The organism is Pseudothermotoga sp., from assembly GCA_025060105.1.
Taxonomy (GTDB): domain Bacteria; phylum Thermotogota; class Thermotogae; order Thermotogales; family DSM-5069; genus Pseudothermotoga_A.
The window spans coordinates 111,646-135,869 of sequence record JANXCS010000004.1 but is presented as its reverse complement, the minus strand read 5'-3'; the positions used below and the strand labels follow the sequence as shown (position 1 = coordinate 135,869).

The window sequence follows — 24,224 nt, the reverse complement described above, 5'->3', positions numbered from 1 at the left end:
AATGGTCTCGTTATGAGGAATGTTCGCTCTGAGCCAGAAGTTTGCGACATTTTGATAGAGGACGGTAAAATCACTGCGATCGGTGAGTTATCGGTGCGAGGCTCGTGTGAAGTTTACGACTTTTCGAATAAGCTCGTGATGCCAGGGTTCATCAACGCCCACACACATGCGGCGATGACGCTCATGCGTGGATATGCGGAGGATTTGAAACTCAAAGAATGGCTCTTCGAGAGAATACTACCTGTAGAAGAGAGGCTGACCGAACAAGATGTTTACTACGGTACGATGTTGGCGCAAATGGAGATGGCAAAACGTGGTATCGTGGCATACGCGGATATGTACTTTCACTGCGATTCCGTGGCAAGGGCTGCTCTAGACTTCGGTATGAAGGTTTTGATCACACGGGGGCTGGTCGACTTCGATTCTGAGAAGGGCAGACTCAAGCAAAACGTTGAATATTACGAAAGATGGGATGGGAGAAACGGTCTCATAAGAGTTGGGTTCGGCCCTCACGCACCTTACAGTTGCTCTCTCCGCTACATAGACGAGATAGCAAAAATGGCTTTGAAACTGCGATCTCCCATCATGATACACCTGTACGAGACGAGCGAAGAGGACTACGATTTGAGCAGTCTCCTCCAAACTTCATTGAGAGATTGCAAAGTGTTGTTCGCTCACTGCGTTCATGTGAAGGACTCTGACATCCCCTTACTTGCCAACGACAAATTCTTCGTTGTTCACAACCCTACGAGCAACCTCAAACTGGGCAGTGGGATTGCCCCAATTCACAAATTCATTTCGTCAAACGTGCAGGTTTGTTTGGGTACAGATGGTGCTGCGAGCAACAACAGTCTCGATGTTTGGTACGAAATGCGCTTGGCGACGTTACTTCAAAAGTTGACAGACCCGCATCACCTTTCGGTTGAACAAGCTTTGTCCATGGCGATCGAACAAGGGGCTAAGGCCCTCGGGTTGAGCTCAGGAAGGATAGAAATCGGGGACGATGCGGATTTGATCGTTGTAGATTTGAATAAACCGTGGTACGTGCCACGCGAGAAGATCAAAGCACACATCGTTCATGCGGGTTGTTCGTTGGACGTGTTCGCCACCATGGTGAAGGGACGGTGGATCTATTATGATGGGAAGTTCCCCACCATCGACGAAGAGTACGTCTTCAAAAAATGTGAGGAGGCGATCAAAAGATTGATAGGTACAACAAATTGAGCGAATATCTGAAACGTCGGTACGGTGCCAAAGTCCACAGGCTCGTCATAGATGCCGGTTTCACTTGCCCGAACAGGGAGAAAGGTAGTGGATGTATATTCTGCGACCCAACTGGCAGTGGGTTCAATGCCTTGCACGGTTTATCTGTTCGTGAACAAGTGCTCAGGCAGAAAGAATGGGCGATGAGAAAGTACGGAGCAACCAAGTTCATAGCTTATTTTCAATCTTTCACGAATACTTATGCTCCCATCAACATTCTGCGTGAGAAATATTCAGAGGCGCTCGTGGATGACTCCATAGTGCAGCTCGCGGTCTCCACAAGACCCGATTGTGTGTCCGAAGAGGTCCTGAACTTGTTGAGCGAGTTTAAATCCAAAGTGGACGTTTCGTTGGAGCTCGGTCTTCAAACCATCAACTCCCGAACGCTGAGGATTCTCAACAGAGGTCATGGGGTAGCGGAGTTCGTCGACGCGGTTTTGAGGACCAAAAAGCACGGCTTTGAGATCGTTGTACACGTCATCGTCGATCTGCCTTGGGATGAACTTGAGGACGTTGTCGATACCGCGAAAGTCCTATCGTATTTGAATGTCGATGGAGTGAAGATCCATTCGCTCTACATTGTGGAGGATAGTCCGTTGGGAAAAATGTTCAAAGAAGGTTCTTTTCAACCAATCAGTTTTGAAGCTTTCATCGAAAGGACGGTAGCCTTTCTGGAGAATCTATCGCCGAACATCGTCATACACAGACTCGTTTCCGACCCACCACGAACTGGTACGCTCTTTGCGAGGTGGAATCTGACGAAGAACGAAGTTGTGAGTGCCATCGAATCAGAACTGAAGCGCAGGAACACCTTTCAGGGAGCAAAATTCAAGCCCGCCACGGGCGGGCCCATCAAGTTTTGAAGCATTCTTCTGGATCGAATTTTTCGCGTTTCAGCATCAATTTTTGCTTGAAGAATTCCAAGATCAATTTGTACCGCTTCAGTCTGTGTGAATAACTGCCATGTACACTGTGACCGTGCGCTCCTTTCTTAAAGATGGCTATGTAAACCTCCTTGCCGAGATCTTTGAGCACCGTGTAGAACATGAGTGATTGATCGAGGGGACAGCGATAATCCTCCAAGCTGTGGATCAAAAGCAGGGGCGTTTTTACGTTTTTCGCGTAAAATATTGGACTCAGCTTCCTGTAGTTTTCATCAACGAGTGGATCTTCACCTATCAAGTTCTTATCGAACCAGAAGCCTATGTCAGAAAACGCGTAGCTCGTGAACCAATAACTGATACCGTTCTCACTCACAGCTGCAGTGAAAATGTTGGTTTGAGTTATGGCCCAGTTGGTCATGAAACCACCGTAACTGATACCTGTTATGCCGACGTCGGTGATGTCTTCCTTTTTCTTGATGGCCTCCACACCGTGCATGATATCTGAAAAATCTTCCAAACCAGTTTTCTTCTTCACTGCCAGGGCAAAATTCTCATCGTAATTATCACTGCCACGAGGGTTCGTATACAGAACGTAGAAACCCTCTTGAGCGAGGAGTTGGCCTAGAAAATAGAGACAGTTACCATAAGCGCCCTTTGGTCCTCCGTGAACAAAAACGATCAGAGGTGCTGGAGGTCTGTCTGGTTTGAGATACCAAGCATCGATCGTTGTGTCATCGAAACTTTTGTATTCGAAATGGTGTAATTTTCTCACTGGTACGGTTTCTAAAAACTGCAGATTCAGTGATGTGATCCTCTCAGGATATCCACTTCTATGTAGATAGACTTCAGCTCCAATCTCGCTGTTGACTGCAACGTAAACAACCTTTCCATCTTCACTCGCATCGAAACAAGTCACAGCCCCCTCGGCGAGAACGGTTTCTTTCTGAAAATCGGTCAGGTGCATGCGTTCTAACTTCACATTGCCTCTATCTCCCGTTTTGAAGTAAACCCATTCGCCTCTGGCGATCGGATAACTTTCACTGTCGGAGGCCCACACTTCCAAACTTATGTGTCCGGAGTTATCCAAGCCGTAGCGTTCCGTAAGGGACAGCAACTCGCCGTTCTTCAAAAGATAAACGTAATCATGTTGAAAAACGTTCTTTTGATGTCTCCCCAACAGGATTAGACCATCCTGAAGATGGTCAGTCGCGATCATCCCCACATTTTCAAGTACAGTCTTCTTGGACCTTTCACTGTAAAGCATCACATTGAAACGCGTGAACGGAGCTTCTTCATGGGCAAGAGTGTAAACTATACCTTGTTTAGACCAGAACGCGAACACGACATTTCTCTCTTCAAATTGATCGAGTTCTTGGCAAGATTCCACATCGAAAATATGAAAGACATCCTTACAATCATCGAGGAATCCTTTTGCATCAAACCAAACCGGTATGTGCGTTTCAAAATACAGATCGGGGTCTTTGCGCTTTTTTTGTGTCACTACGAACAAACTGCGGCCAGACGGGGACCAGTCGAAGAAACTTATCGAATCGGCTGTTGTGATGAGTTGAGATGAGAAATTTCTGAGTTCCATCACGAAAAGTTTACTTTCTTCGTCGTCCTTCTTGAGATAGGCCAATCTCTTTGAATCTGGTGAAAAGCGTGGTTTCGATGTGTTCTCTGGGAGGAAAAACTCTCCATCGTCTTCCAGGTTGTGGAGGACTATCTGTCTGGCAGTTTTGTTCTTCTCTGGATTCACTCTTTTGATCGTGTAGGCGATCCAAACGCCATTTGGGCTTATTTTGACTTCAGTTGGGCTGACCAATTTTGCGAAGCTCGAAACGCTCCACATGCTTCTCCCTCCTAACCCAAGGAGCTCAGTTTCTTCATCCTGAGCTTTTTTTCATCCTCAAACTGTGAGCGCACGCTTTCGATCTTTCGCTTCAGCTTCTCAAGATCAACTTTTGGTTCATAGCCCACATACTCATTGTTCATGAGTATTCTTGCCATTTTCGCTGTGATCAAACCAACGTTGTAAGCGTCCATCATGGCTTGAACGTCTTCGGTTGGATCAGGTGAATGGGTGTAAGCCATCGACCACGGAACGATGTGAACACCCATACTGTTGAAAGTGATCGCCATGTAAGATATCGCCATCATCACTCCGCTGTCCGAACCGGCCGCTATGAATCCTGCAACTTTTCCTTCGAGTGAACTCCTTCCCACGTGGTCTATCATATTCTCCAAACTCGTGAGTCTGTCGATGAAGTTCTTCAAATTTCCGTTCGGTGCGTACCAATAAACGGGTGTAGCTACGATGAAACCCTGTGAGTTGATGAGTTTGGTCGCGAGATTGTTGAAGTCATCGTCTGCGATCAGACAAGGATATTTGCAAAGTCTTTCCTCATCTGAAACACACCCAATGCACGGTTTGATGACGTGATCTGAAAGATGAACGATCTCAAAGCTTCCCCCTCCATCTTGCACGCCTTCAGCCGCTAAATAAAGCAACTGAGAAGAATTTCCATACTTTCTCTCCGAAGCGCTCACAAGAACGATGAAAGGTTTCACTGTGGGACACCTCCCATTCACTCATCAGCAAAATCTTAGCCCATGAGAATCGTGAGAGTTTTGAAGGAAACTTTACAAAAATGGCCGTCCAAGCGGACGGCCATTTCGGCGAGATTTCAGGAGAGTTTCAAAACTTTGTGTTCGTAGGAAGGTTCCATGAGGACTTTCTCGATTCTTTCCAGGGCCCAGTCGATCTCTTCCTTTTCTATCACGAGTGGTGGTGCGAACCTGATCACTTGTTCGTGCGTTTCTTTACACAGAACTCCAAGCTTGGCGAGCTTTTCACAGAATGGGCGTGCCGGACCAAATTCTTTCTTTATTTCCACACCTATCAATAAACCTTTACCTCTTATCTCTTTTATACAGTCGCTCTTGATTAGTTTCAACTGGTTCATGAAGTATTCTCCGAGCGTTCGTGCACGTTCATCGAGCTTCTCTTCAACGAGGACATCTATCGCGGCCATACCGACGGCAGCAGCCAGCGGATTTCCGCCGAACGTTGAGCCGTGATCGCCTGGTTTGAGCACGTCCATAACTTCATTGCTGGCGAGCACAGCTGAAACGGGATAGACACCACCGCCGAGGGCTTTCCCGAGTATCAGTATGTCTGGTTTGGCATCTTCCCACTGCCAAGCGAACATCTTACCGGTTCTTCCCAAACCTGTTTGAATTTCATCCAGCATCATCAATATTCGATGCTTTGTGGCAATTTCTCTGAGCTTCGTCAGATAACCTTGTGGTGGTACTTTGACACCACCCTCGCCTTGGATTGGCTCGATCAAGATACCCAACGTTCTGTCATCGATCAGTCTTTCAACTTCTTCAGCATCGCCGAATTTGGCAACTTTGAAACCTGGTGTGTATGGTCCAAAGCCGTCTCTGTACTGGTGCTCGGTCGAGAACGAAACGATGGTGATCGTTCTTCCATGAAAATTCCCTTCTGCCACGATGATGTTACCCTCGTTCATGGGTATGCCACGCTTGTAGTAAGCCCATTTTCTGGCTATTTTGAGGGCGCTTTCAACGGCTTCCGCCCCCGTGTTCATTGGGAGAACCTTGTCGTACTTTGCGAACTTTGCCAGTTTTTCCTCGAACAAACCCAGCACGCTGTTGTGGAAAGCACGCGATGTGAGTGTTACTTTTTGAAGTTGATCCATGAGTGCCTTGACGATCTTCGGATGTCTGTGTCCATGGTTCAGGGCCGAATAGGAGGAGAGCATGTCTATGTACCTTTTTCCCTCCACATCCCACACCCACACGCGCTCAGCTCTGTCGATGACGACCGGCAAAGGTTTATAGTTATGAGCGCCGTATGTGTATTCAATGTCGATATAGAACTGGCTGTTCATTGGACCTCCTCCTTTCCATGCAACAGTAGAATAACATTGAAGCCAAGAAATTCAAAGTCTCGCAAAATACAACGTTTCTCAACAGTTGGTGACTATCTTGAGTCAACATTGGGATACTTTCTCGTTCTCACGTATGCTCACTTTTGCTTTCGTATGCTCATTAATGCTTTCAAAGTGGTAAATTCTTTTTGAGGTGATGTGTATGAAAAGGTTGCTGATCTTCTTATCACTCTTCACATTCGTTCTGACTTTTGCATGGTCTGCGCACGAGACTCTGACTTACTTGATCGTCAAATCCACTTTACCCAAAGCAGATTCACTCGTGCAGATAACCCCTTACACCTATGTGGAGAAGAGGATTTACAACACTGAAAAACTGATACTAGATGATGTCTGTGGAAAGTTCATCTCAACATTTGTGCCCGCATGGGCAAAGTTCTATCCTCCAGATCCTACACCGATTGATGGCAGAGTGCCGATTTGGCAGATACTCACAGTCTATTCCACAGAACCAGACCTTGGAATGGATGAGGGTTTGAATCTGTCAAAATTGCAATCCATCATTGGAGACAGTCAAGGCGTCAGACACATGAAGTACAAACTGCTCTTTTTTGATTTCTTTGAAGGTAGTGAATCTTTCTTATACTTCGTTGAAATGTCGAAAAAAGCTTTTGAAAAGAAAGACAGATACTGGGGTTATCGCTTCCTCGCCAGAGCGATCCATCATCTTGAAGATCTGTCAATGCCGTATCACAATGCACCGGGGCGTTTGGGTGACGTTTTAGAAAGCCTTTTATGGAACAGGAAAAAAGCTGAAGAACTAGCTTACAGACACTTCTCTTATGACGAATTTCTCGCATATCTGCTTTACCTTGAAGATCGAGAAACCTTGAAGATCATCACAGAGTCAGAGCCGAAGCAAACGAAGAATTTGAGGGAATTGGTTCAACGGGTGAGACTGCTCGGGTTGAGGAACCTTTACAAAGTCGATGACATTTTCGAAAAGGTTTATTCGAACCTCGACCGTACACTCAGTTGGAACGATTTCGTCGCGCGGGAAGGAGAATTGAAGGAACTGAAGAAGATCACAATCGAGATCATCGAGGAATTTTCTGGTCTTCTTAAAGGATTCTTATTGGATTTTCTCCACCAAGTTGGAGAAATCTGATAGAACTGTCAGATAACACACTGGTGTAATTGTCATTTGTCTGTTATAATGTTAACGCGGTGAACGTTCGTGAAAGGAGGTGTACCCGTAAGGGTGAGACTATGGCGAAAAAGAAGATTCTGGTTGTCGATGACGATCCTTCCATCATCGAGCTCGTGAGTTACAACTTGGCCCGGGAAGGTTACGATGTGCTGAAAGCGTACGATGCGGAAGAGGCACTCAAAGTAGCTACGAATGAAAGTGTGGACATGTTCATCGTCGACATCATGCTACCACAGATGGATGGGTTTGAACTCGTCAGGCAACTCAGGGCCGTGGAAAAGTACAGGAACACACCGGTCATCTTCCTCAGCGCTAAAGGAGAGGAATTCGACAAGGTGCTCGGTTTAGAACTCGGTGCGGACGACTACATCACCAAGCCTTTCAGTGTCAGGGAAATGATCGCACGTGTCAAAGCGATCTTCAGGAGGATCCAGCTGAGTGCTCAAGAGCGTGAAGAGAGACCAAAGAAGATCATCGCCAAAGGTTTGGAAATCGACGTCGAGAGGTACGAGGTTAGAGTGAACGGGCAGAAGGTAGCATTGACTCCGCTCGAGTTCGAACTGCTCAGATTCCTAGCCGAGAATGAAGGAAAGGTCTTCAGTAGGGATGTTTTGCTCGACAAGCTTTGGGGCTACGATTACTATGGTGACACGAGGACTGTGGATGTGCACATTCGGAGGTTGAGAACGAAGATCGAAGAGGATCCTTCGAATCCAAAGTACATAATCACGGTGAGAGGTAAGGGTTACAAGTTCCGCGATCCTGGGAAGGAAGAGTAATTTGTGGTAATCTTACTCGTGGTCGCCGCAGTGGCAGCGACAGGGTTTTTTTTGTACTCACTGTCGCTGCTGAGATCCAACAAAAATCTTCTGCGTTTCTTCAGGAGGGTGGCAGAGCTTGCCGATGTGGTTGAAGACTCTCCACCCTCCTATGTGTTAGAGCGATTGCGCAAGAAACTGAAGACTATAGAGGACGAACTGGCGATCGCTCAGAGGAGCAGAGAGAACATATTGACCTTGCTCGATAACATTTCCGATCCCATATTGTTCGTTGAGGCCGATGGAACAATAACTTTCGCTAACGCTGCAGCCCAGAAAATCACCAGATCCGAACCTATCGCGAGGAAAATATACGAAGCTGTGGAAGACTACTACGTCATAGAACTGTTCGAAGAAACGGTGAGGGCATGGCAAACTCAAGAGTCAAACGTTTTGATGTACGTCAACGATGAGAAAAAACATTACTCGTGCAGAATGATACCTGTGTTGTTGCCGAGGGGAGAGCGGAGAATAATCATCATAATGAGAGATGTGACGAAGGAATACGAGCTGAACGAACTGAGGAAGCAATTCGTTTCCAACGTTTCCCATGAGTTGAGAACACCGCTCACTTCTATTCATGGTTATGCAGAAACGCTTTTGAACGATCCAGACATGGATATCGAAACGCGCAAGAGATTCTTGACGATCATAGAAAACGAAGCGGCGAGGATGTCGAGAATGATAAACGATCTGCTCGATTTGGAGAGGATGGAGTCTGGCGAGGCTAGGTTTGAGTTCAAAGAGACGGACATGTGCGTGGTTGTCAACTATGTACTTTCCATCGTTGAACCGCTCTCGAAAGAGTACGGTGTGGATGTGGAAACGCAGTGTGAAAATGTGACGATCTGGGCCGATCAAGACAGGATGGTCCAAATGTTGTTGAACCTCGTTGATAACGCCATCAAGTACACTTCTTTGAAAGAGATGGGTGAGAAACGCGTGAGAGTCTGTGTGAAAAAGGATGACGATCACGCCGTCATAGAGGTTTCCGACACCGGTCCAGGTATACCCAAGGATGCTCTGTCGAGGATCTTCGATAGGTTCTATCGGGTGGACAAAGGTAGGAGTAGAAAGATGGGTGGTTCTGGCCTTGGCTTGTCGATCGTGAAATCGATCGTCGATAGACATGGGGGACAAATAAATGTGCGTAGTGAAGTTGGTGTTGGAACGACGTTCACGGTGATGATACCTCTGCATCGGGAAGTGGAGAAACAATGAGGATGTATGACATCATAAGGAAAAAGCGCGATGGAATGGAACTCAAAAGAGAAGAAATCTATTTCGTGGTTCAAAAGTACACAGCTGGGGAGATTCCAGACTATCAAATGTCGGCATTCCTCATGGCCGTTTACTTTCAAGGAATGAACGAGAGAGAGACGTACGATTTGACGATGGCGATGCTCGAGTCTGGTGAGAGATTGGATCTTTCGTCTTTGAAAGGTGTTAAACTCGACAAACATTCGAGCGGAGGTGTGGGGGACAAAATAAGTTTCGTCGTGCTCCCAATCGTTGCCAGTTTCGGTGTCAAAGTCGCCAAGATGTCTGGTCGAGGTTTAGGTCACACGGGCGGCACCATCGACAAACTCGAATCGATACCGGGCATGAAAACATCTTTGAAGAAAGAGGAATTTCTCAGGATCGTGGACGAAGTGGGTTTTTCCATAGTGAGCCAAACGGAAAATCTTGCACCGGCCGATAAAAAAATCTACGCTTTGAGGGATGCAACGGCGACGGTTGAGAATTTGTCTCTGATCGCTTCCAGCATCGTGAGTAAGAAACTTGCGGCGGGAGCGGACGCGATATTGTTCGACGTTAAGGTCGGGCGGGGAGCGTTCATGAAGAATCTACAGCAGGCTGAAGCCCTCGCTCGTCTGATGATAGATATAATCAAACGAAGTGGTAGAAAAGCGAAAGCGGTCATCTCCAACATGGATCAGCCTCTGGGACGGATGGTTGGGAATTCTCTAGAAGTGATCGAAGCCATCGAGTGTTTGAAAGGGAACGGTCCAACCGATGTAATGAAACTCTCCTATGTTATTGTCAAAGAGATGCTGGACTTGGCTGGGATCAAAGTTACTGAGGATGACATCGAACGGATGGTTTGCTCTGGCAAACCATTGATGTTGTTCAAAAAGTTCATTGAGTATCAAGGTGGTGATCCCAAAGTTGTGGATGAACCAGACCGATTGCCTGTTAGCGAGAGAATTATCGATCTGAAAGCTGAGCGTGCTGGTTACATCGTACAACTGGATGCCGAGGCCATTGGAAGAGCTTGTGTGATGCTGGGTGGGGGAAGGACGAAGAAGGAGGACGATATAGACCATTCAGTTGGTATAGAACTGGTGAAGAAAGTGTCAGATTGGGTCAACGCTGGTGACGTGATAGCGAGACTGTATTACTCGAACAAGAGTGATTTGATGACCGCTCTAGAACTCGTCAAGTCCGCGTACGAGTTTTCAGAGCGATCTTCAGAAATACCACCGGTCGTTTTAGAGGTGATCGAATGAAGGTTACGTTGCTTCTATCAATTCTCTTATCTGTTTCTTGTTTAGTTGTGGCGCAAGTTTTAGTGGGGTTTCAAGGGAAGTTTGTTTCTTTGGAGGAATCAGGTGGATTTGTTGAGGTGAAAGAGCTTGAGAAGTTGGGGTTGACTTTCGTTCTATCGGAAAGGTCTGGTCGAGCTTATTTGATTTTCGAAAAGAAGATCATCCTCATCACCAGCGATGGGAACGTCACGGTGGATTTTCTGGACTTATATGAGAAATCCGCACGATTCGATGGAAAAAAAGTTCTCATCAAAATAGAAACTCTGCAGAAGATCCTCGACCTAAAACTCTACAGAACGGCTCCGGGCTACATGGCACTGTTGGACGCTGTACCGATCCTCAGGTCCGTCACCTTTGAGAAAAATCAACTCAAATTGAATTTTGTAGGTTTCGTGTCGGAACACATGATCGCAGTACGTACTTCGAAGGGGAGACTAACGGTCGAGATCGCGCCTTGCGTGAGCTCTGCAATCAGTGTAGAACCTGTGAAGATAACGAGTGGTGAAAATTCAGTCAAGGTGGAACTCGATTTGGCCGTCGATGTCGAGCCTGTGATAGTCACAAAACTGGAGCCGAGTGTGCTGGTTTTTGAGCTGAGAATGCCAATGCTTGGGAGAGAATGGCTCGCGAACGGTGTGTATTGGCAGCAGACAACTGAACGTATTGGCAACAAAGAGGTTTTGGTGAATTACCTTTGGATAGATCCAAGTATCGTTGAACTTAAGCCAGCCATAAGTTCCTCAGGCATCGGTACCATGGAGAGCGTGGAAATCATGGTTGCCAAGAACAGCGCAGTGGCGGGTGTGAATGCGAGCTACTTTGACCCTGGAACTGGAATTCCAATCGGGTTACTGATCATCGATGGTAAGATCTTGCAAACTCCGTACGGTGAGAGACCAATCTTCGTTTACACTTACGCTGGGACTGTACATATAGAAAGGTTCTATTTTGATCTGAACGTGCGAGTAGGTCAGCTCCTGTTCATCGTGAAGGGTGTCAACACCGTAGCTCAAGGCGAGGTGTTGATATTCACGAGGGAATTTGGTCTCCAAATACCCAGGAGAGACGACACTCTCTATTTTGTGGTCGAGAACGGCAAAGTTATATCGAGAGGGTGGGTTGGGAAGGCACCAGAGAAGGGATTCGTGCTGGCCATTTCTTCCAAGTACGAAAGGTACTTGCAGGAGGTGAAAGCCGGCGATCCTGTTGAATACGTTATCAATACAAACTTTCCTTACAGGATAAAACATGCGATTGAGGCCGGGCCTTTGTTGCTCTACCAAGGAGCACCCATACCAGATCGAAATCAAGAGAAAAACCGTTACGGAGGTAACATTGCGAGGGCGAACGCAACCAGGACGCTCATAGCTACGACTCGTGACGGAAAGGTCGCAGTCGTGGTCATCAACGATCAAAGCAACTCTGGAGGTGTCAACTACGACGAATTGGTTGATTTCTGCATGAGTAAAGGATTCTACTCGGCCATGAACTTCGACGGGGGCAGTTCTTCTGTTATGGTCATCAAAGATAAGATAGTGAGTAGGACTCCAACCGGCTGGACCAGAGCCGTTCCCGTTTCACTGCTTGTAATGACTAAGTCAGATTGACGACGAGAAGGACGGAGGTGTATGACGATGGCGGTTGCTGTTGAAAAGAAAAGAAATTTTGTTTTAGTTGGTCACAACGGTTCAGGCAAATCCCTTTTGACCTGTTCCATGCTTAAAACAGTGGGGTTGGTCGACCGCGTCTCGAACAAACTCATCGACACTGACCCCATAGAGGAGGCCAAAGGATCGAGTATAACTTCTCACGTGTTCACTTTCAAGTGGAAAGATCACCTTTTGACCGCTATAGATACACCTGGTTTTGGCGATTTCATAGCCGAAGTGATCAACGCGATCTTCGTCTGTGAAAACGTCGTGAGCGTGATCAACGCTGTGGCTGGTGTTGAGATACAAACTGAAAGGACGTGGCAGATGGCTCAAGAGATGTCCAAGCCGATCTTGATCTTCGTGAATCAAATGGACAAAGAGAGGGCGAATTTCTTCGCCACGCTCGAATCAGTGAAATCTGCATTCGAATGCAAGGTTGTGCCACTCGTTATGCCCATCGGTTCTGAATCGAATTTCAAAGGATTGATAGATCTTGTGAGCATGAAGGCGTACGTTTACGAAGATGGCAAGGCCAAGGCCGTGGAAATTCCTTCAGATTTGGTCAAAACGGCTCAAGATACCAGGTTCAAGTTGCTAGAGGACATAGTTGAGAGTGACGATGCTCTGATGGAAAAATACCTAGAAGGCCAGGAGGTCAGCGAAGAAGAGCTGAAGAGAGCCCTCGTCAAGGCTTACAAATCTGGCTTGGTAGTCCCAGCGTTGTGTGGTTCTGCCGAAAAGAATATCGGTGTGGACTTGTTACTGGATGTGCTCGTTCAACTCGGTACTAATCCTAAAGAGGGGAAACCCTTAAAAGCAGTTCTAGACAGCGGTGAAGAAGCAACGATCACTTTCAGTGAAACGGAACCATTCTGCGCTTATATCTTCAAAAACGTTGTTGACCCGTTCGTTGGTAGGGTGAGCTACATAAAGATCATCTCGGGTCTTGCAAGGTCGGGAGACGTTTTTGTGAACGTCGATCGTGGTTCCACAGATCGATTCAGTAAGTTGTACTGGGCACGTGGTAAAGAGCAAGTTGAAGTTGAAGAGGCCTCCTGTGGTGAGATAATCGTACTTCCAAAGCTCAAAGAAGGAGGTATTCGCGAGACACTAGCGCACAGAGATAGAAAGTTGAAGATCGTTCCTCCGAATTTCCCCGAGCCGATGTTCTCACGCTCTGTGAATCCGAAAAGCAAAACGGATATTGACAAAATAAGCAACGGTTTGTCCAGACTCGCCGAGAGCGACCCAACGTTCGAGTGGGAATATGACCCCGAGACTGGTGAAACTGTCGTGTCTGGTTTGGGAACGATACATTTGGATGTCATGATCGAAAAATTGAAGAACATCTTCGGTGTTGAAGTAGACGTTGGAAAACCCAAGATCGCTTACAGAGAAACGATAACCAAGAAAGCCATAGCTGAGTACAAGCACAAAAAGCAGACGGGTGGTCATGGTCAGTATGGACACGTGAAGATAGAGCTCGAACCCTTGCCAAGAGGCGCAGGTTTTGAGTTTGTTGATAAAATCTTTGGCGGAGCCATACCGAAGAACTTCATCCCATCCGTTGAAAAAGGTGTGTTGGAAGCCATGAAACGCGGTTCCCTTGCAGGTTATCCCGTTGTAGATGTGCGCGTAACACTGTTCGACGGTTCATACCACGAAGTGGATTCCTCGGACATCGCCTTCCAAATCGCTGCAATTCAGGCTTTCAGGAAGGGAATGGAGGAAGCTAGGCCAGTCATACTCGAACCGATCATGGAGGTCGAGATATACTGCCCCGACGAAGTTGCGGGAGACGTCATTGGAGAAGTGACGAGCAGGAGGGGAAGACCTCAAGGGATGGAACCTGCAGGCCGTGGTATGTCCAGAGTGAAGGCGGAGGTTCCACTCGCGGAGATGCTGGATTTCTCCGGTAGACTCTCTGGAATCACGAGTGGGCGCGGTTATTTCACGATGAAATTTCTCAGATATCAAGAAGTACCGCCGAACATTCAAGAAAAGATAATCCAAGAAAGGAAACAGGCACATCAAGGCACATGAGGTGAAACGACGACGATGCACGTTGGTGTCGCCAGCTTCAAAATAAAACTGTTCGGTATCAACAGCTTGAAAGAGAAGCGAAGCCTTGTAAAAAGACTGATCAACGACATAAGGAACAAGTTCAACGTGTCTGTCTCGGAAGTGGGTATGTGTGACTCCAAAGGATGGGCTGAAATAGGTGTTGCCGTGGTCAACTCTGCCAAAGAGGTCGTCGACAGTACGATCGAACAGATAAGCAACATCTTAGAATCGACCTACGGTGTGGAAGTTGTCGAACTCGAGCGAGAAGGATGGTGAAAGGTGCAGCAAATCGTTGAAAAACTGTCACAGTTTCTCAATCTCTTGGTTGGTCCTAAACGCCTTCGTCATATACTTTCGTGCAGTGAATTCGCAAGGAAACTTGCGAAGATACACAAGATCGACGAACAAAAAGTGTTGCTCGCATGTTTGTCTCACGACATGTTCAGAGATACACCTGCGCCGAAGTTGTTGCGAATGGCGGAGGCATACAACATCGAACCTAGTGAACTAGAGCTGAAGCATCCTGTTCTGTTGCATGGAAAAATCGCAGCAGAGTATTTGAAGAGAAGGTTCAAGATAGAAGATGTGGAAGTTTTGGAAGCCGTCGCATACCATACGAGTGGTAGAGCAGGTGTGAGTTCGGTTGCGAAGATCGTTTTTCTTGCAGATGCACTCGAAGAAAACAGGGTCTACGAAGAGGTGGAGGAATTGAGGAAATTGGCGGAGCACGATTTGGACGAAGCTCTGATCCGAACACTTCGGAGTAAAGTTTGCTATGCGATGAAAAAAGAATATCTTTTGCTTCCAGAAACGATCGAAATGTGGAACTGGTTACTGAGAAACAAGAGAAAAAGATTTCTCACAGAGAACGATCACAACGGGTTCAGAGGAGGATGAAACATGGCCGTTAAGAGGAGAAAAACAGGTTTATTCTGGATGATACTGGGTATCATTTTGGCAATGGCGGTTTTTGGTTCATGGTTCCTGCTCTCTTTGAACAACCTCAGGAAGTCTCCCGAGTTTTCATCGCCGGTGGTACACTACGTGTTCATACTGAAAGATCAACAAAGAGCGTATTTCGTACGCATAGACAATGGCAAGAGGATGATGTATGTGATTGAGCTCCCACAGTACGCCTTCAATCCTCTCAACAATAGATCTCTCGATGTTCAGAATCCTTTGGACGTGTTCAGTTTCGCAGAATCTATGATCGAATTTTCATCAAGTTTCAGATACTATGCGGTTGTGGATTCGGAGCAAATCAAAAAGCTTGCCAAGAGTTTGCTGGGCAACGGTATTGAGAGTTTCGAGAACTTTTTGAAAAGCCTGTCGGTCAGAAAAAGTAAGTTCTTTGACCATCTGCTTGTTCGAAGTTGGTTAAAAGCTCTCAGGAATGAGAACACTATGAGTGTTGCCGCCCTGTACAAATTGATATATGAATCTAACAGAAACGCACTGAGATTCTACACCGTTAGTGGAATGCTTGAAAAACCTTTGATTATAACGGTTGATGGGAAAAAATATCAAAGGCTCTATCTGGACGCAAAAAGCATCGAAGCGATCAAACAGGACATGAGGAGGTGACATGGTGCAACACGTCAAAATAACCATATACACCACGCCCACCTGTCCTTACTGTGCGAGGGCGAAGAATTATTTCAGACAACTCGGGTTGAAGTTTTCAGAAGTGGATGTCTCTAGAGACCCTCTGGCCGCTGAACGTCTGGTCAAGAAGACTGGGCAAACTGGTGTACCTGTGATCGAGATTGGTAACCACATAATCGTAGGTTTCGATAAGGAAAAGATCGACAAGTTGCTTGGGGTGAGATAGAAACCTTGATCGATGTAGTGTTCGTACCGCAGCGAAAGATCAGCGAGGATACTTGTGTCCTAATAGATGTTCTCAGGGCAACGAGCGTTATCGTGACCGCTTTGGCGAATGGCGCTGTTCGAGTCAAACCAGTCTTGACGGTGCAGCAAGCTTTGAAGCAGAAAGATGCTGACGTGCTCATCTGTGGTGAAAGAAAGAGCGTGAAACCAAAAGGATTCGATTTAGGAAATTCTCCTTTGGAGTATTCAAAACGAGCAGTTGAAGGTAAGAACATAGTCTTAACGACGACGAACGGTACCAGAGCCATTGGAAAAATAAAGTGTAAAAGACTTTACGCTGCCAGTTTCTTGAATCTTTCTGCAGTGGTTCGGAAACTCGAACTTCACGATCGAGTGACGATCGTTTGTGCAGGTCAAAAGGGTCGCGTTGCGCTGGAAGATGTTCTGTGTGCCGGTGCCATAGTGTCGATGAGTCGTGCAGAGAGAAAAACAGACTCAGCGCTCATGGCTGAGTCTGTTTGGAAATCTGTAGGATCGATCTTCAAAGCCTTATCGGAATGTCAACATGGAAAAGAACTCATCGAGAAAGGTTTCTCAAAAGATGTCGAGTTCTGTTCGAAAATCGATCTTTATCATCTCGTACCGGTTTTCAAAGATGGTGCTTTCTCACTCGACGAATGACTGGACAATCGTGGCGAGTTGTACGAACTGATCATCGAGGCTTGCACCACCGACTAACCCGCCATCCACATCCGGTTGAGCCATGATGGCGAAAAAGTTGTCCGGTTTTATGCTCCCTCCGTAGAGGATCGGAATCATTTGGGCAAGCTCAGCTCCGTACAAGTCTGAGATCAGCTTTCTTATGAATTTGTGAACTTCCTGAGCTTGTTCCGGTCTGGCGACGATACCTGTTCCAATGGCCCACACGGGTTCATAAGCGATCACAACTCTTTCGACCTCTCTCTCTGACAAACCGTAGAGAGCCTGTCTCAGCTGGGATTCCACAACACAGAATGTGAGCCCCTTTTCTCGCTCCTCTTTGGTTTCACCGATGCACACTATCGGTCTCATCCCTTCCGCTATTACAGCTTTCACTTTCTTGTTCACCATCTCGTCCGTTTCATTGAAATATCTCCGACGTTCTGAGTGACCAACGATCACGAATTCCACACCGATGGCTTTCAGCATCGCAGGTGAGATTTCACCTGTGAAGGCCCCACTGCGCTCAAAGTGACAATTCTGAGCGCCCACACAGAGGTTAGTACCACGGGTAAGCTCTATCACGTCCATTATCGAAACGAAAGGCGGGCAAACAACTATCTTGAACTGCTTGCCCGCCAACTCGTTGATCAATTGATTGACAAAAATCTTCGCTTCAAAATTGGTTTTATGCATTTTCCAGTTACCGGCGAGGATCAATCTATCTATTTTTTTTTGTCAGCTATGCTCTTTATGCCAGGCAACTCCCGACCTTCGAGGAATTCCAGTGAAGCTCCACCGCCAGTCGAAACGTGAGAATAGGCAGATTCGAGACCGAATTTAGCGACGGCTGCGGCGGTATCTCCGCCTCCAACCACGGTCGTTCCTTTCACCTTGCTGATCGCCAATGCGACCCCTTTCGTTCCCTCAGCGAAATCGTCCACTTCGAACACACCCATTGGCCCATTCCAGACGACCGTCTTCGCATCGGCGAGCTCTTTTTCAAACATTTGAACGGTTTTAGGACCAATGTCCAGTCCCATCCATCCGTCTGGGATTCCGTCTTTTAGATCTACAATCTTCTTCTCGACTCCGGCTTCGATCTTCTGCGCGATGACGCTGTCGATGGGCAACACTATTTTCACCTTTTTCTGTGATGCTTGCTCCAAGATCTGCTTTGCCAGTTCGAGCTTATCGTCTTCGACTAAGGATGAGCCAACTTTGAAGTTCTGCACTTTCAGGAACGTGAACATCATGGCTCCACCTATGAGAATTTTGTCCGCTTTGTTCATCAAATTCGTGATGACTCCTATTTTGTCGGACACCTTTGCCCCGCCCAGAACGACCACGTATGGATGATCGGGTTCGTAAGTCACCTTGCTGAGGAATTCTATCTCTTTCTCCATGAGGAAACCAGCAACGCTCGGTATGAAGGAAGCGATACCAACGTTGGATGCATGCGCTCTGTGGGCCGTACCGAAGGCGTCGTTCACGTGTATATCGGCAAGTTCTGCCCAAGCCCTTGCCAGTTCCAAGTCATTTTTCTCTTCTCCGGGGTGAAACCTCGTATTTTCCAACACGATGACATCACCAAATTTTGCATCTTTGACAGCCTTTTTCACCTCTTCACCGATCAAATGTGGCACGAAAATGACGTTCAATCCAGATATTTGCTTCAAATGCTCAGCAACTGGTTTCATGCTGTATTTAGGATCGATCCCTTTCGGCCTTCCCAAATGCGAGAGCAGAATGACTTTGGCGTTATGTTCTACGGCGTACTTTATAGTTGGTAACGCTGCAACGATGCGGGTATCGTCGGTTACCTTTCCATTCTCAACTGGCACGTTGAAATCTACGCGCATGATCACAGTCTTCTTGCTCAAATCGACGTCTCTTATGGTCATTTTCTTCATCGTTTCACCCCCTCAAGAAGTGAGGGAGCAAAGCTCCCTCACAAGATTTTCGCGAGCAATTCCACTGTATCAACCACTCTGCAAGAATAGCCGTATTCGTTATCGTACCAAGAGAAGACTTTGACCACTTTGCCTTTCACGTTCGTTAGGGTAGCATCGAATATACCAGAATACGTGGTACCAACTATGTCGCTACTCACGATGGGCTCTGTGTTGTACGCGATGATGCCTTTTAGCTTGGTTTCGCAAGCTTCTTTCATGACTTGGTTGACTTCTTCTATCATCGTTTCTTTGCTGACAACGGCGACAAAGTCAGAGATGGAACCATCTGGAACTGGAACTCTCAGGGCGACTCCATCGAGCTTGCCTTTCAATTCAGGAACGACGAGTGCCACCGCTTTGGCGGCGCCAGTGGTCGTTGGTATTATGCTCAGCGCTGCAGCCCTCGCCCTTCTCAAATCCTTATGTGGCAGATCGAGAACTCTCTGATCGTTGGTGTATGCGTGCACGGTTGTGAGGAACCCAGTCTCAATGGAAAATTTTTCGTGCAGCACCTTGATTATGGGTGCAATGGAGTTGGTTGTACAAGAAGCACAGGAAATTATCGTATGTTCTGGCTTGAGCTTGTCTTCATTGCATCCTATGACGATCGTGATGTCTTCACCCTTCGCGGGTGCAGTTATGACGACCTTCTTTGCTCCGGATTGTAGGTGGAGTACAGCTTTTTCCCTGTCGGTGAAAACACCAGAAGATTCGATAACGACGTCAACGTTGAGGCTCTTCCAGGGGAGCTTCGCAGGATCTTTTTCACTGAGCACTTTGTAGGCTTTACCATCGATGATTATCGAGTCTCCCTCAGCTCGGACCTCGCCTGGATAGATCTTGTGAACGGAATCGTACTTGAAAAGGTGAGCAAGTGTCGGGGCGTCGGTGATATCGTTGATGGCCACTACTTCGATGTTTGAAGCTTTCCTTTTGAGGATCTCCCTCAAGACCAATCGACCGATCCTACCGAAACCGTTGATGGCAACCCTCATCCTCTAGACCTCCCTTCAGTTTAAGAGCTTCATCTAGATGATACCTTCTTCATTTTGAACGAACGACAAGATTGTGTAAAAATTCACAAACTGATCGCACCTTGAGTCAGCTTCAACATCTCTTCATCTCTGCGTTTCTTTATCTCCTGGAGAACCTCGTTCACCGCCGCAACGATCAGATCGCTCAGCATCTCTTTGTCTTGGAGCAAATCATCGTCGAATTCTATCGACGCGATTCTATAGTCACAAGTAGCTTTAACTTTGATCGCCCCTCCGCCAGCCGTGCTGACGATCTCCATCTGACTGAAAGATTCTTCAAGCTGTTCCAGCTTCTTCGCCATTTCCTCTTGAACTTTTTGGATCGAGCCCAAATCGATCCCTTTCGCTTCTCCTTTGCTGGGACCATAACTTCTGCCTCCGAACCCTTTGATCTTTTTCAAGCTCATCACTCCTCTATCTTGATCCTTCCGGGAAACAACTTTTGAAGTTTTTCTAGAAGTTGTCTCTCGCGTTCTTCATCGAGCTTCAGTTCGACTCCCACGTTCGATTTGAGTTGCGTCTTGAACAGGTATTCCAACTCAAAAAGTTTTTCTCTGAGATATTCGTACTGAAGCCTTTGAGACGGAAGAAAGGAGATCTCGATCGTCCCATCTTTCTTGATCACTTTCGCTTGCACGAGAGCAACGTACATGGCCATGTCTCCATGCTCTCTCAAGTATTCGAGTACTTTGCCTATGTCCAGCATCTCATGTTGTTTCGGTTGCTCTTCCAAAGTTGAATCTTTCTGGATTTCCTGAATACTCGTCTGTACCTTCTCTGTAGAGGATTCATCCCGTTGTGGTTTCACTGAAGTTCGGTAGGGTCTTTTAGCGGCAACTTCGATGGAAAGTAGCTTACATGCAACACGTTTATTCTCAAACAGTCTCATCTCACCAGCTATGGATATCAAGTCCTTGGCGAGTGCGATCGTTTCGTTGGCAGGATCGACGGTTATTTTTTCTTCCAGCCTCTCTAGGCTCGCTTGAATGAATTGATCTATATCGAAACCTTCTTGATAAACCTTGTCCACCAACTCGCTCACAGCTTTTGTATCCCCGTTCAACAGGGCCTCAAGGTATTGATCCACAACCTTCGCTGGTGCCAATCCCAAAGCTCGTTCAACGGTTTCCAACGTTATTCTTCCGCCTAGCGTGTAATTCGAAACTTGCTCGAGCAATGTCAAAGCATCCCTCATACCACCCGATGCACGTTTGGCGATGAGCTTCAAGGCTTCCTCATCTGCGTCGATGTTCTCGTTCAAAGTGACATGTTTGAGCTGTTGCAGAATGTCTGATTCTTTGAAGCTCTTGAATTCTATCAGTTGACATCTCGAGATTATCGTTGCAGGTACTTTCTCCAAATTTGTGGTGGCAAGTACGAACACGACGCGTTCGGGTGGTTCTTCGAGGGTTTTCAGTAGGGCGTTGAAAGCCTCTCTGGTCAACATGTGGAACTCATCGATTATGTAAATTTTGTACTGTCCCATCATCGGCTTGAAAACGACGGCGTCCCTGATCCTTCTGATCTCGTCTATACCCCTGTTCGATGCAGCATCGAGTTCCAGAACGTCTGGATGATTTCCTTTATCTATGGACAGACAGCTATCGCAACTGCAACAGGGCTCAAAATCTTTTCTGTTGGGACAGTTGAGAGCTTTGGCGAGAATCCTTGCGAGTGTCGTTTTCCCGCTCCCACGCGGACCTGAAAAGATGTACGCATGCGATACACGATCGGTTAAAATAGCATTTTGAAGAACCAACTTAGCCTGAATCTGGTCTACTACTTGGGAGAAGCTCTTGGGTCTGTACTTACGGTACAAAGCTTCCATACTGTTCACCAATTTCACATTATAACAGAAACGGAGGATACAGAAAGGATGAAAACTGTGAGATTGTTAACAATTTTGGTGGTGTTTTTTCAATCGATCCTTTTGATGGCCGTGGAGATACCAGCTTGGTTCTTCAAACTCGTCTTCGAAACACGTTCGAAGCACGGCTTGGTTACGGACAACACGTACATTGAAAATCTTTACAGAACTATACTTGAAGTCAGTGAGAAATTCGATGTGGATCACGTGCTCATAATCTCTTTGATTTCGGTGGAGAGCGAGTTCAGAAACGTTGTTGGACTTCACGGTGAACTGGGTTTAATGCAGATAAAACCTGAGACGGCGCGGTTTGTTTGTCGCATTTTTGGTTTGAAGGAGCCTGAGGACGGCTGGGCACGATTGTTGTGGGATCACAAGCTCAACGTGGAGATGGGTACGTTGTATTTGAAGTACCAGCTTGAAAGGTTTTCAGGAAACATCCTCAAAGCGTTGGAAGCTTACAATGGTGGTAACTCCAGAAGTTCTTACGCAGTGAAGGTGCTGGATCGTTATAAGGAGCTGATGAACTATTCGCTTGCTGATAGTGGAAGATGATCAGAAAATTTCACGATTGCTGCAGATCCTCTTCGAAGGTCATGGTTATGAAGTGAAGATCGCCAAAGACGGGGAAGAAGGCTGGCAACTCTTTCAATTGTTCGATCCAGCAGTGGTCGTTTTGGATTTGATGCTACCCGGTATGGATGGATTCGAAGTTTTAGAGAAGATCAGGTCCGTTGATGAAGAGGTTGGAGTAGTCGTGCTGACTGCACGGAGCGAAGTGGAGAACAGGATCCGTGGTCTCAAGAAAGGTGCGGACGATTACGTTCCAAAGCCGTTTCACTTGGATGAGCTTTTAGCGCGTGTAGAAAGTGTGGCGAGGAGAGTCAGAAAGAAGGAAACCTTCCGCATAGGTTCAGTAACGTTCGTTCCAAAGATGAGAAAGCTTTATTTTGAGGATGGGAGTGAGACCAGTCTCTCAGACAGGGAAGCTGCCATATTGGAGATGCTCTGTGAACATCGAGGTGAGGTGGTGAGCAGAGAACAAATCTTGGAGAAAGTCTGGGGTGATTCTGAAAACATAAGTCGGAACGTAGTAGACGTGTATGTGAAATACCTGAGGAATAAACTCGGTGATGTTGCGAAGTTTCTCAAGACTGTGAGAGGGATTGGGTATGTTCTCGACGCTTAAGTGGAAGCTCAGCATAATGCAAACGATCCTTTTTTCGCTGATACTCGGATTGGGTTTGCTTCTGGCCTACAACGTCACAAAACAGGTCCACATAGCACGCTCGGTTGACGCTCTCAGACAGGCAGTATCTTCCTACCTCAGTGCACCAATGAGGAATATACTCAGACATAGGTTGCCTCCGGGTTTGGTCATCATCAATTCCTCCGGTGAGGTGATCTTTGGAACTATAGACACGGAAAATGAAAATTTCAGACGGTTTTTGTCACACGTTCTTGCCACAAGAAGGCCCACTTACCTCAAACTCGGTAACAATGAGTACTTCGTTGTGAGAATCATCGCGCAAACCATTTTAGGTCAAAGTGAGTTGTTCCTACTTTCCCCCGCAGGAGGAATCGGAGATTTCCTTAGATTGCTTTCTCGCATGTTTTTGATCCTCTGGATCATCTTCACCCTCATTTCCTTTTTGCTAGGGCACTATTTTGTTAACAAATCCCTCGCTCCCATGAGGCGCATCACTGAGGAATTGAGGAGCATAAGTGCCTCGGATTTGAGCAAGCGTGTGTACGATCCTGGTAAGGAAGATGAAGTTTCTCAACTTGCAAGGACGATCAACGACATGCTCAACAGATTGCAACTTGGTTTTGAGATGCAGAACGATTTCTTGAACGACGTTTCTCACGAGTTGAGGACACCGCTCACGAGCATTCAAGGTTACGCCGAGTTGGTCGAAAAGTTCTCGACGAACAGCGGCATCGTTGTGGAGTCGGCTAGAACGATAAGAGAGACCGTTCAGCAGGTCATAAATCTGACGGAAGATTTGTTGACTTTATCTAAACCTGTAGCGAAAATCGAACTGGTGAAGTTGGATCTTAGAAGATTTCTTCAAGAAGCTAGTGAAGATTTCTCCAAGCAGTTCAGAGACTTCAACTTTCAAGTTGAAGGTGAAGGATACGGTTGTGCCGATGTGAGAGCTCTACAGCTCATTCTCAAAGCTTTGGTGGAGAACGCAGTGAAATTTTCGACTCAGGAGAAGAAGGTTATCTTACGTTGTGGAGAGGGATGGATCAGCGTCAAAGACTTCGGAGTTGGTATAGAGGAATCAGAGAAGAAGAAGATATTCCAGAAGTTCTACAAATCCGACAGATCTCGTTCCACACCGGGTTATGGTTTGGGCTTGGCTCTGGTCGACAAGCTCGTAAAGGCGATGAACGGTGATATAGAAGTTTTAAGCGAAGTTGGGAAAGGTAGCGAGTTCATCGTGAGACTTCCAAAATGCTGAGGAGGTAGCGA

At 46.7% G+C, this 24,224-nt stretch carries 24 protein-coding genes; 16 read left to right on the top strand and 8 right to left on the bottom strand.

Translation table 11 applies throughout. The features are described from left to right. The first annotated feature begins 12 nt into the window (after positions 1 to 12). Both NZ875_05405 and NZ875_05400 read left to right on the top strand, forming a co-directional pair. The gene (locus NZ875_05405; protein ID MCS7175174.1) at positions 13 to 1,224 is read left to right on the top strand and encodes an amidohydrolase; all 1,212 of its coding nucleotides are present in this window, start codon (positions 13 to 15) and stop codon (positions 1,222 to 1,224) included. Next, positions 1,221 to 2,126: a TIGR01212 family radical SAM protein gene (locus tag NZ875_05400; protein ID MCS7175173.1), complete on the top strand. Its 906-nt coding sequence runs from the start codon at positions 1,221 to 1,223 to the stop codon at positions 2,124 to 2,126. The genes NZ875_05405 and NZ875_05400 overlap by 4 nt, the downstream gene beginning before the upstream one ends. Here the strand turns inward: NZ875_05400 and NZ875_05395 are convergent. From NZ875_05395 to rocD, 3 genes are all read right to left on the bottom strand, one after another. Next, positions 2,116 to 3,999 carry a S9 family peptidase gene (locus NZ875_05395; GenBank protein MCS7175172.1) on the bottom strand — a complete coding sequence of 628 codons (1,884 nt, stop codon included), beginning with the start codon at positions 3,997 to 3,999 and terminating at the stop codon, positions 2,116 to 2,118. The genes NZ875_05400 and NZ875_05395 overlap by 11 nt on opposite strands. Positions 4,000 to 4,010: 11 nt before the next feature. Next, a complete protein-coding gene (locus tag NZ875_05390; protein MCS7175171.1) occupies positions 4,011 to 4,718 on the bottom strand; it encodes a flavodoxin family protein in 708 nt (235 codons plus the stop codon). A 116-nt stretch (positions 4,719 to 4,834) separates the two neighbouring features. After that, the gene (rocD, locus tag NZ875_05385) at positions 4,835 to 6,067 is read right to left on the bottom strand and encodes an ornithine--oxo-acid transaminase (protein ID MCS7175170.1); all 1,233 of its coding nucleotides are present in this window, start codon (positions 6,065 to 6,067) and stop codon (positions 4,835 to 4,837) included. Between the two features lie 202 nt (positions 6,068 to 6,269). Between rocD and NZ875_05380 the strand changes: the two genes are divergently transcribed. The 11 genes from NZ875_05380 to NZ875_05330 all read left to right on the top strand — a co-directional run bounded on the left by NZ875_05380 (position 6,270) and on the right by NZ875_05330 (position 16,871). Continuing rightward, positions 6,270 to 7,235: a hypothetical protein gene (locus tag NZ875_05380; GenBank protein MCS7175169.1), complete on the top strand. Its 966-nt coding sequence runs from the start codon at positions 6,270 to 6,272 to the stop codon at positions 7,233 to 7,235. A 101-nt stretch (positions 7,236 to 7,336) separates the two neighbouring features. After that, complete coding sequence (locus NZ875_05375; GenBank protein ID MCS7175168.1) at positions 7,337 to 8,056, top strand: response regulator transcription factor; 720 nt, start codon at positions 7,337 to 7,339, stop codon at positions 8,054 to 8,056. A 3-nt stretch (positions 8,057 to 8,059) separates the two neighbouring features. Then, positions 8,060 to 9,316: a cell wall metabolism sensor histidine kinase WalK gene (locus NZ875_05370; GenBank protein MCS7175167.1), complete on the top strand. Its 1,257-nt coding sequence runs from the start codon at positions 8,060 to 8,062 to the stop codon at positions 9,314 to 9,316. After that, entirely contained in the window at positions 9,313 to 10,605 is a 1,293-nt protein-coding gene (locus NZ875_05365; GenBank protein MCS7175166.1) for a thymidine phosphorylase, read from the top strand. Before NZ875_05370 ends, NZ875_05365 begins: the two co-directional genes overlap by 4 nt. Beyond that, a complete protein-coding gene (locus tag NZ875_05360) occupies positions 10,602 to 12,251 on the top strand; it encodes a phosphodiester glycosidase family protein (protein MCS7175165.1) in 1,650 nt (549 codons plus the stop codon). The genes NZ875_05365 and NZ875_05360 overlap by 4 nt, the downstream gene beginning before the upstream one ends. 27 nt (positions 12,252 to 12,278) lie before the next feature. Further along, positions 12,279 to 14,339, top strand: coding sequence for an elongation factor G (gene fusA / locus NZ875_05355; protein MCS7175164.1), 2,061 nt, complete (start codon positions 12,279 to 12,281; stop codon positions 14,337 to 14,339). A 15-nt stretch (positions 14,340 to 14,354) separates the two neighbouring features. Further along, positions 14,355 to 14,636 carry a DUF503 domain-containing protein gene (locus NZ875_05350; protein ID MCS7175163.1) on the top strand — a complete coding sequence of 94 codons (282 nt, stop codon included), beginning with the start codon at positions 14,355 to 14,357 and terminating at the stop codon, positions 14,634 to 14,636. 3 nt (positions 14,637 to 14,639) lie between these two features. Further along, positions 14,640 to 15,257: a bis(5'-nucleosyl)-tetraphosphatase (symmetrical) YqeK gene (gene yqeK, locus NZ875_05345; GenBank protein MCS7175162.1), complete on the top strand. Its 618-nt coding sequence runs from the start codon at positions 14,640 to 14,642 to the stop codon at positions 15,255 to 15,257. A 3-nt stretch (positions 15,258 to 15,260) separates the two neighbouring features. Continuing rightward, a complete protein-coding gene (locus NZ875_05340) occupies positions 15,261 to 15,944 on the top strand; it encodes a hypothetical protein (GenBank protein MCS7175161.1) in 684 nt (227 codons plus the stop codon). 4 nt (positions 15,945 to 15,948) lie between these two features. Further along, positions 15,949 to 16,191, top strand: coding sequence for a glutaredoxin family protein (locus tag NZ875_05335; GenBank protein MCS7175160.1), 243 nt, complete (start codon positions 15,949 to 15,951; stop codon positions 16,189 to 16,191). A 5-nt stretch (positions 16,192 to 16,196) separates the two neighbouring features. Next, positions 16,197 to 16,871: a 2-phosphosulfolactate phosphatase family protein gene (locus tag NZ875_05330; GenBank protein MCS7175159.1), complete on the top strand. Its 675-nt coding sequence runs from the start codon at positions 16,197 to 16,199 to the stop codon at positions 16,869 to 16,871. Here the strand turns inward: NZ875_05330 and tpiA are convergent. The 5 genes from tpiA to dnaX form a co-directional block, all read right to left on the bottom strand. Then, on the bottom strand, positions 16,857 to 17,585 hold the full coding sequence (gene tpiA, locus NZ875_05325; GenBank protein MCS7175158.1) for a triose-phosphate isomerase: 729 nt from the start codon (positions 17,583 to 17,585) through the stop codon (positions 16,857 to 16,859). The two genes, NZ875_05330 and tpiA, sit on opposite strands and share 15 nt — an antisense overlap. A gap of 29 nt (positions 17,586 to 17,614) precedes the next feature. Continuing rightward, complete coding sequence (pgk, locus tag NZ875_05320) at positions 17,615 to 18,802, bottom strand: phosphoglycerate kinase (protein MCS7175157.1); 1,188 nt, start codon at positions 18,800 to 18,802, stop codon at positions 17,615 to 17,617. Between the two features lie 38 nt (positions 18,803 to 18,840). Beyond that, a complete protein-coding gene (gene gap, locus NZ875_05315) occupies positions 18,841 to 19,839 on the bottom strand; it encodes a type I glyceraldehyde-3-phosphate dehydrogenase (GenBank protein MCS7175156.1) in 999 nt (332 codons plus the stop codon). A gap of 83 nt (positions 19,840 to 19,922) precedes the next feature. Next, entirely contained in the window at positions 19,923 to 20,279 is a 357-nt protein-coding gene (locus NZ875_05310; GenBank protein ID MCS7175155.1) for a YbaB/EbfC family nucleoid-associated protein, read from the bottom strand. A gap of 5 nt (positions 20,280 to 20,284) precedes the next feature. Further along, a complete protein-coding gene (dnaX, locus tag NZ875_05305) occupies positions 20,285 to 21,724 on the bottom strand; it encodes a DNA polymerase III subunit gamma/tau (GenBank protein ID MCS7175154.1) in 1,440 nt (479 codons plus the stop codon). Positions 21,725 to 21,754: 30 nt separating this feature from the next. On the opposite strand from dnaX, the gene NZ875_05300 reads away from it, so the two are divergent. From NZ875_05300 to NZ875_05290, 3 genes are read left to right on the top strand one after another with little or no spacing between them, the layout of a single operon-like run. Beyond that, on the top strand, positions 21,755 to 22,300 hold the full coding sequence (locus NZ875_05300) for a transglycosylase SLT domain-containing protein (GenBank protein MCS7175153.1): 546 nt from the start codon (positions 21,755 to 21,757) through the stop codon (positions 22,298 to 22,300). Beyond that, complete coding sequence (locus tag NZ875_05295) at positions 22,290 to 22,934, top strand: response regulator transcription factor (protein ID MCS7175152.1); 645 nt, start codon at positions 22,290 to 22,292, stop codon at positions 22,932 to 22,934. The genes NZ875_05300 and NZ875_05295 overlap by 11 nt, the downstream gene beginning before the upstream one ends. Then, positions 22,918 to 24,213 (top strand): HAMP domain-containing histidine kinase, encoded by a 1,296-nt coding sequence (locus NZ875_05290; protein ID MCS7175151.1) that lies wholly within the window; start codon positions 22,918 to 22,920, stop codon positions 24,211 to 24,213. The genes NZ875_05295 and NZ875_05290 overlap by 17 nt, the downstream gene beginning before the upstream one ends. Positions 24,214 to 24,224 lie beyond the last annotated feature (11 nt).

Coding starts and splice junctions, on each gene's coding strand:
- gap (MCS7175156.1), bottom strand. CDS start 19,839: ATGAGGGTTGCCATCAACGGTTTCGGTAGGATCGGTCGATTGGTCTTG.
- NZ875_05340 (MCS7175161.1), top strand. CDS start 15,261: ATGGCCGTTAAGAGGAGAAAAACAGGTTTATTCTGGATGATACTGGGT.
- NZ875_05375 (MCS7175168.1), top strand. CDS start 7,337: ATGGCGAAAAAGAAGATTCTGGTTGTCGATGACGATCCTTCCATCATC.
- NZ875_05395 (MCS7175172.1), bottom strand. CDS start 3,999: ATGTGGAGCGTTTCGAGCTTCGCAAAATTGGTCAGCCCAACTGAAGTC.
- pgk (MCS7175157.1), bottom strand. CDS start 18,802: ATGAAGAAAATGACCATAAGAGACGTCGATTTGAGCAAGAAGACTGTG.
- tpiA (MCS7175158.1), bottom strand. CDS start 17,585: ATGCATAAAACCAATTTTGAAGCGAAGATTTTTGTCAATCAATTGATC.
- fusA (MCS7175164.1), top strand. CDS start 12,279: ATGGCGGTTGCTGTTGAAAAGAAAAGAAATTTTGTTTTAGTTGGTCAC.
- NZ875_05380 (MCS7175169.1), top strand. CDS start 6,270: ATGAAAAGGTTGCTGATCTTCTTATCACTCTTCACATTCGTTCTGACT.
- NZ875_05360 (MCS7175165.1), top strand. CDS start 10,602: ATGAAGGTTACGTTGCTTCTATCAATTCTCTTATCTGTTTCTTGTTTA.
- NZ875_05300 (MCS7175153.1), top strand. CDS start 21,755: ATGAAAACTGTGAGATTGTTAACAATTTTGGTGGTGTTTTTTCAATCG.
- NZ875_05290 (MCS7175151.1), top strand. CDS start 22,918: ATGTTCTCGACGCTTAAGTGGAAGCTCAGCATAATGCAAACGATCCTT.
- NZ875_05405 (MCS7175174.1), top strand. CDS start 13: ATGAGGAATGTTCGCTCTGAGCCAGAAGTTTGCGACATTTTGATAGAG.
- NZ875_05365 (MCS7175166.1), top strand. CDS start 9,313: ATGAGGATGTATGACATCATAAGGAAAAAGCGCGATGGAATGGAACTC.
- NZ875_05350 (MCS7175163.1), top strand. CDS start 14,355: ATGCACGTTGGTGTCGCCAGCTTCAAAATAAAACTGTTCGGTATCAAC.
- rocD (MCS7175170.1), bottom strand. CDS start 6,067: ATGAACAGCCAGTTCTATATCGACATTGAATACACATACGGCGCTCAT.